The following is a 1,606-nucleotide window of genomic DNA, read 5'->3' as shown; positions in this document are numbered from 1 at the left end:
TCATCAACACTAAAAAGTTTAGACCCAAAATTATTTTAATCTTAGATAAGCACTCCAAATAATGTAACCGATAACAAAATGACATAAAATAAAAAAGCATTTTGTTCAGCACGTTCAAAGTAAGGACACCAAAATTTTTGAAAACAATGCTTTATACTATATAAGCTCAAGTGTTCCCTTTTATACTATGCGTGTAGTGCATAATTGTCAAGTGGTTTTCCTTACCTTTTTGCTTAAAAAATATCGATTCAAAAAAATTAATAACCAGACGTTCACATGTATAGCGTAGTTCGTGAACCAACAAAATTTAATCACTTACATAATAAGAAAAGCAACTAACTCGATATTTTTTTGCTATAATAATTATGGTAGTGTTTATATATAAAAAGTAGGTGTATCTATAATGGTAAAAAAAGATGAAAATTACCAACACAGGCAACATCACTCCAATCATAGAAAAAATCGTGTTTGGAAATGGGTTTTAGGAATCGTATTAGCTTTATTGTTGATCAACGGTGCTGTTTTAGCTAAATTTTATTTTGACGCAAAACATTCAGTAGAGTCTACATATACTCCAGTCAAACATAAAACTGGACGCAATAACGAAGTAAGCTTGAAAAAAGGTCAGCCATTTTCTGTACTTTTATTGGGGACTGACACAGGCGATTTAGGAAGGACAGAAAAAAATGGACGTTCTGATACAATCATGGTTGCAACCGTAACATCCAAAAAGACGACCTTATTAAGTATCCCTCGAGACACATTAGTCAACATTCCAGGCCATTCAGGAAACAGCAAAATTAATGCAGCCTATTCTTATGGCGGACTAACTGGTTCTTTAAATACTTTACAAAGTTATCTAGGTATTCCGCTAGATCACTACATTGAAGTGAATATGAAGGGCCTTCAACAGTTATCAGCTGCAATTGGATCAGTTGAAGTAGAAAATGACCTGGAATTCACTCAATCAGGAAATCATTTTGCAAAAGGTAAAGTTACAATTGACCAGAATAATATTTTAGCATTTTCACGAATGCGTCATGAAGACCCACGAGGTGACTACGGACGTCAACTTCGTCAACGTAAAGTTGTAACTGCCCTAGTTAAAAAAATTGCTTCAGTTAGAAGTATCACAAAATATAAATCTATTTTAAGTGCCATTTCCTCAAATATGAAAACTGATATCTCATTTAACCAAATGAAAGAAATATATTTTAAGTATAAAGGTGCTACTAACATTTCACAAAAGCAGCTACAAGGTCAAGGTCAGATGATTGATGGCGTTTCTTATGAAGTAGTTTCCGACAGTACTTTGAATTCTGCACAAAAAGAGTTGAAAACTGAATTAGAAGTCAAATAACATCTAAGACAATTCTAGACATTATTATTTTTGGACTAGAACAAAAACTAGTCCTGATAAAGAAAAAACAGGTGTACAATTTTTAGGTAAACAGTGTTCAACTGGACGGCTAGTCAAAACCATTCAAATTTGGTTTGACAAATAGAGATCCCTGACGCGAAGGCAAGCATTGCTTCATATCAGGGATCTTTGGCACTATTTAAGTTTAATTCCATGGTAAATAAGGCTCTAGTTCTTTTTCAGTTG

The 1,606-nt window shown here is 33.3% G+C and carries 1 protein-coding gene; it reads left to right on the top strand.

Translation table 11 applies throughout. From position 1 onward, the window contains the following. Positions 1-403: 403 nt before the first annotated feature. Complete coding sequence (locus tag FC65_RS10595) at positions 404-1,360, top strand: LCP family glycopolymer transferase (protein ID WP_056972701.1); 957 nt, start codon at positions 404-406, stop codon at positions 1,358-1,360. Positions 1,361-1,606: the final 246 nt, after the last annotated feature.

Source organism: Ligilactobacillus acidipiscis DSM 15836 (assembly GCF_001435755.1).
In the GTDB taxonomy this organism is placed as follows: domain Bacteria; phylum Bacillota; class Bacilli; order Lactobacillales; family Lactobacillaceae; genus Ligilactobacillus; species Ligilactobacillus acidipiscis.
Note: the sequence above shows the minus strand (reverse complement) of the source record. Positions and strands in the feature narration are given on the sequence as shown.

Excerpts from the sequence above, each read along its gene's own strand:
- FC65_RS10595 (WP_056972701.1), top strand. The coding sequence starts at position 404 with ATGGTAAAAAAAGATGAAAATTACCAACACAGGCAACATCACTCCAAT.